General features: G+C 52.1%; 3 protein-coding genes and 3 pseudogenes. 1 reads left to right on the top strand and 5 read right to left on the bottom strand.

The window, feature by feature from the left end:
* Positions 1 to 224 precede the first annotated feature (224 nt).
* Positions 225 to 575, top strand: a pseudogene (locus QZ506_RS02140) (glutathione binding-like protein); the annotation flags it as partial.
* A 39-nt stretch (positions 576 to 614) separates the two neighbouring features.
* Here QZ506_RS02140 and pdxY read toward each other — a convergent pair.
* From pdxY to QZ506_RS02115, 5 genes and pseudogenes are all read right to left on the bottom strand, one after another.
* A pseudogene (gene pdxY / locus QZ506_RS02135) lies at positions 615 to 1,474 on the bottom strand (pyridoxal kinase PdxY).
* An 88-nt stretch (positions 1,475 to 1,562) separates the two neighbouring features.
* Positions 1,563 to 2,840, bottom strand: a complete 1,278-nt coding sequence (gene tyrS / locus QZ506_RS02130) for a tyrosine--tRNA ligase (protein ID WP_291968719.1) — start codon at positions 2,838 to 2,840, stop codon at positions 1,563 to 1,565.
* 136 nt (positions 2,841 to 2,976) lie between these two features.
* The gene (pdxH, locus tag QZ506_RS02125; protein ID WP_291968717.1) at positions 2,977 to 3,660 is read right to left on the bottom strand and encodes a pyridoxamine 5'-phosphate oxidase; all 684 of its coding nucleotides are present in this window, start codon (positions 3,658 to 3,660) and stop codon (positions 2,977 to 2,979) included.
* An 84-nt stretch (positions 3,661 to 3,744) separates the two neighbouring features.
* Complete coding sequence (locus QZ506_RS02120) at positions 3,745 to 4,077, bottom strand: MliC family protein (RefSeq protein WP_291968715.1); 333 nt, start codon at positions 4,075 to 4,077, stop codon at positions 3,745 to 3,747.
* Between the two features lie 122 nt (positions 4,078 to 4,199).
* Positions 4,200 to 4,910, bottom strand: a pseudogene (locus QZ506_RS02115) (anhydro-N-acetylmuramic acid kinase); the annotation flags it as partial.
* Between the last annotated feature and the right edge of the window lie 142 nt (positions 4,911 to 5,052).

The raw sequence follows: 5,052 nt of genomic DNA, 5'->3' as shown, positions 1-5,052 counted from the left end.
GCTTTGTGTTTGATAATGGGATTGTTAGTATGAAGCATGAGAGTTACCTCGCGTTTTGTTTAAGGATCAGACACCCATATCAAAACCGGTAACTCTCAACCTTTCAAGGTCCAGTGTCAGATCTAGTCGCGACTAATACAAAGAATCTGAACCAGATGTAATCTGACAGACACCTGTATAAATAATAGGTAACTGTCAGATCAGGTCTGAGCTAGTATAGATTAGGCACCATGGCGCGTTATCACTGCGTTGAGTGGCTTAACTATATTTCCGCCGAACTGCACAAAACGTTTACCCCCATTTTTCGTCCAGGTACACCAGAAACCTACAAGGAACTGCCACAGGAATACCTTCAGGTTCGTTTCCGCTATATCAACATCGTGCTCGGTGAACAAAACTATTTGGTAGGAAATCGTTTTTCCGTTGCGGATGCCTATCTGTTTACCGTGATGCGGTGGGCGCAGTCGTTAAAGCTCGATATGTTCCGCTATCCGGCCCTGGCCGCTTATCTCGACCATATTGCAGAACGCCCGGCGGTGTTAACGGCATTGAAGGTTGAACGATTAAAAGGGTAAGAGAGAGTGCGGCACCCAAGGGTGCCGCCTAACGCGCCATTAACTGAGGCGTTCCGCCTGAAAATGATGACGTGGGTTGGCAATGCCATCTTGTGCCGCCACCAATTGCATTTCGTACTCGTCCATCTCTTTGGTCACCAGCATCACTTCATATACTGCTGCCATGGTGTGCTCCAGCGCCTTATCTAATGCAACGCCTTTGAGCAGGTTCACCAGTAACAGGCCGCTTGTCAAATCACCTACACCAACATGCTGACGTTCGAACTCCACCAGCGTACGGCGGATATGCCAAGCGTCAGTAGGCGTAACCAGCAACATTTCAAAACTGTCAACACGGCGTGCTGCGCGGCTGAGGTGTTTAACTAACACGATTTTCGGTCCACGCTCACAGAGCTGACGCGCTGCGCAACGGCCTCATAAACATTGTGCACCGTCACACCAGCCAGAAGTTCCAGTTCCGGCAGGTTCGGCGCAATTACATCGGCTGCCAGCAGCGACTAGTTACAGTGGAAACCCGAAACACCGGGTGCCACAAAACAACCTTTCTCGGGCGTACCCACCACCTGATCGCAAAAATAGATCGCCTGCGGATTCGCCGCGTTAACCTGACGGACGATATCCAGAATGCTGGCGCCCTGCTCGGGGGAACCGATATAGCCACTCAGCACCGCATCGCAACGCGCCAGTCTGTCAATATTGGCAATCCCCTGCACAATGTCGGTCAAATGACTGGCATCCATCACACTACCGGTCCACTGCCCATACTGCGTATGATTGGAGAATTGTACCGTATTGAGCGGCCAAACGTTTGCGTCCATACGCCGCATCGGAAACTCTGCGGCACTGTTCCCTGCATGTCCAAAAACCACATGGGACTGAATAGAAGGAATGTTTTTCATTTATCAACAACCTGACCTTGCTTATCACTAACCTCGGAGTGTTACCAAGAATAAAGGGAGACTTCGCTCCCTTATGCATGTTGTTTTCTTATGCCGTCCAACAAATCAGGCAGTAGTGCTTTTTACCACGGCGTAGCAGCGTATAGCGTTCAAACAGACGATCGCTATTCGTGAAGGCATACTCAGGGTTAGACTGTTTTTCGCCGTTAATGGTCACCGCATTTGAGGCGATCATGGTACGCGCCTGACCACGAGAAGGGACCAGTTCGGCCTTTACCAATGCCTGCTGCAAGTCAGCATCACGCCCCAGTTCAATAACCGGCATGCCATCTTGTGCCAACTGTGCAAAGTCATTCTCTGTCAGCGCATTCAGTGCACCTGAGAACATGCTCTGCGTAATGCGCTGCGCCGCTTGCAGACCCTCTTCACCATGCACCATACGCGTGACGTTTTCTGACAGCACATACTGGGCGTGCGGCGCCTTGCCGCTGTTTTTGTCCTCTTCTTCCAACGCGGTAATCTCTTCAATGCTGAGGAAGGTAAAGAACTTCAGGAAACGATAAACATCCGCATCGGCGGTATTGATCCAGAATTGGTAGAATTTATACGGGCTGGTTTTCTTGGCATCCAGCCAGACTGCGCCGCCTTCCGTTTTACCAAATTTGGTGCCGTCTGATTTGGTGATCAACGGAACGGTCAGGCCGAACACCGTATTCTGGTGCAAGCGACGGGTCAGATCGATCCCGGAGGTAATATTACCCCATTGGTCGGAGCCGCCGACCTGCAACGCAACGCCATATTTTTCGTTCAACGCCGCGAAATCATATCCTTGCAACAGGCTGTAAGAAAACTCGGTAAAAGAGATACCCACATCATCACGGTTCAAACGCTGTTTCACCGCTTCGCGGTTAATCATCTGGTTAACGGAGAAGTGCTTACCGATATCGCGCAGGAAAGTCAGCACGTTCATGCCGCCGAACCAGTCATAGTTGTTCGCCATGACAGCGCTATTGTCGCCGCAATCAAAATCCAGGAACGGCAAAACCTGATCGCGAATCTTCTCAACCCACTCGCCCACGGTTTCGTTGGTATTGAGTTTACGCTCTGTGGCTTTAAAGCTCGGATCGCCGATAAGTCCAGTGGCTCCACCGACCAATACCACGGGTTTGTGTCCCGCAAGCTGGAAGCGACGCAGGCACAACAGCGGCACCAGATGCCCCAAATGCAAGCTGTCAGCGGTCGGATCGAAACCGCAATACAGTGCAATTGGCCCCTGCGCCAGCTGCTCTGCTAACGCGTTTTCGTCCGTTACCTGAGCAACCAGGCCCCGCTCTTGCAATTGTTGAATCAGGTTACCACTCGCCATCAATCGCCCCATTTTCGTAAAATAAACGATGTTTAAAAAAACGTATTCCAAGGGAAATAACGTAACGTCATAGAATAAAGCGCCCCCGAGGGAAGCGCCAGTATTTAAAGGGGATATTTGCCACAATTCGCAGCACTTAAGGTGCCAGACGATCGATTTGCCAGTTCTCGCCGTCGCGCTGGTAGATAAAGCGGTCATGCAGACGATGCGCCCCGCCCTGCCAAAATTCGACAGTATCAATGGCCACACGGTATCCGCCCCAAAAGCTCGGTAACGGCACCTCGCCTTTCATGAATTTTTGTTTCAGTTCTAAAAACTTGCTTTCCAGCACGCCACGGGCCGATATGCGGCTCGATTGTTGTGAAACCCAAGCGCCTATCTGACTCTCTTTCGGCCGGCTGTGAAAATATTTCAACACCTCGATGGTGGATAAACGTTCAGCATGCCCCGTCACAATCACCTGGCGATCCAGGCTGTGCCAGGGAAACAGTAAACTGATACGCGAATTCAGCGCCAGATGCTGTGCCTTGCGACTGCCCAGATTGGTGTAAAACACCATACCTTGCTCATCGACGTGTTTGAGCAACACGATGCGCTGGTAGGGTTGGCCCTGCTCATCGACAGTGGCAACGCACATCGCGGTAGGATCGGACAGGCGCGCATCGCACGCCTGCTTGAGCCACTTATCAAACAAATCGAGTGGGTTGGCGGTCAATTCATTGCGGCGTAAACCGCCACTGGTATATTCGCGTCTGACGTCCGCAATTTCATCTTCAGTCGGAAATGCGGCGGAGGGAAGTGAAGTGTTATCCTGTGTCATAACATCCTGCTGTGGTGTATCGGGACGAAAATCATCATTCCATTCTGCGCCCACAGCGGGAAAATCTCAATGTAACACGTTGAGTCAAGGCGCATTCTGTAGGAGGCAATCATCCGCAATGATATGTCCGCTGCGCTCAATAAAGGCGCGTTCCCCCTTGCTCCAGAAGGTATACCGGTTATTGCTGTATTTGGTGCCTGAGGCGGAAACCACCTGAGGAAGTTGAAGACGCTCGCCATCCAGCAGGAAATGCACTTCCGCTGTCTGGATATCCTGTTTCAGCGTCACGGTGAGCGGCAGGGTGCCACACTGATAATGCAGCGTTTTTACCGGTGTCTGCCGGTTAAAACCGCTACAGCCGGACAGAATCATAAGCCCTAACAGCACGCCAGCGCGTCCCGATAGCATTATTTTCATTGTTACTTTCCCGTTGTTACCTGTCTGAAGGTTATCACCAGGTGACCACGACACAGCCTGTCGAGTCACAGAAAACAACAGTGTAACAACGGGTTTTACAACGACCTCTCAGCAAAATCTGATTAGTCGTTCAGAACGGGAAAAATCGCCCCCAATATCGTCGCTTTGCTGGCACCGGTCACTGACGGCAGATTACCGGGCAGTCCCGACAAGGTGCGCGCAGCGAGCCAGGCAAAAGCCAGCGCCTCCATATCGTCGCCGTTCACTCCACACTCATCGGTGGTATTGACCTCAATGCAGGGCATCAATGCAGACAGACGCGCCATCAACAGGGGATTGCGCGCCCCGCCGCCGCACACCAGCACACGTTCACAGCCTCCCGTTAACAGCACCTGGTCGGCAATGCTGACGGCGTTTAGCTCCGCCAGTGTGGCCTGTACATCCTGAGGCGCAAGGGTGCCATATCCCGCAAGCTGCTTTTCCAGCCAGCCCAGATTAAAGTATTCGCGCCCGGTGCTTTTAGGTGCAGGTAAAGCGAAATAGGGATCGGCCAGCATGCGGCGCAACAAGGGGACGTTAACCTGTCCGGTTGCCGCCCACTGCGCGTCTTTATCATAGGGTTGCCTCTGACGACGCCAGATCCAGTCATACAGCAACATGTTCCCTAGCCCGGTATCATAGCCACGTACCGGACAGTCAGGCGCCAGCAGGGAGATATTGGCAATCCCTCCGATATTGAGCACTACACGACGCTCATCCGGGTGCATCAGCAACGCATAGTGAAAACCCTGCACCAGCGGCGCATCCTGCCCGCCAAGCGCGATGTCACGTCGGGGCTTTGTTGAATAATAGGTAATCATGCTGTTTTTCCATGCCAGTTTTGGTTGAAAATGCTTGTCATCTCAGGTGTACACTTTTCTCATGAGGCCTAACTGCATGATTTTACGTTGCGAAGATCCGTCGTTTCGCTGGGCT

Origin of the sequence: Candidatus Symbiopectobacterium sp. (assembly GCF_020054415.1) — a bacterium.
Lineage (GTDB): Bacteria > Pseudomonadota > Gammaproteobacteria > Enterobacterales > Enterobacteriaceae > Symbiopectobacterium.
The sequence above is the reverse complement of the archived record's forward strand: the minus strand, read 5'-3'. Positions and strand labels throughout refer to the sequence as shown.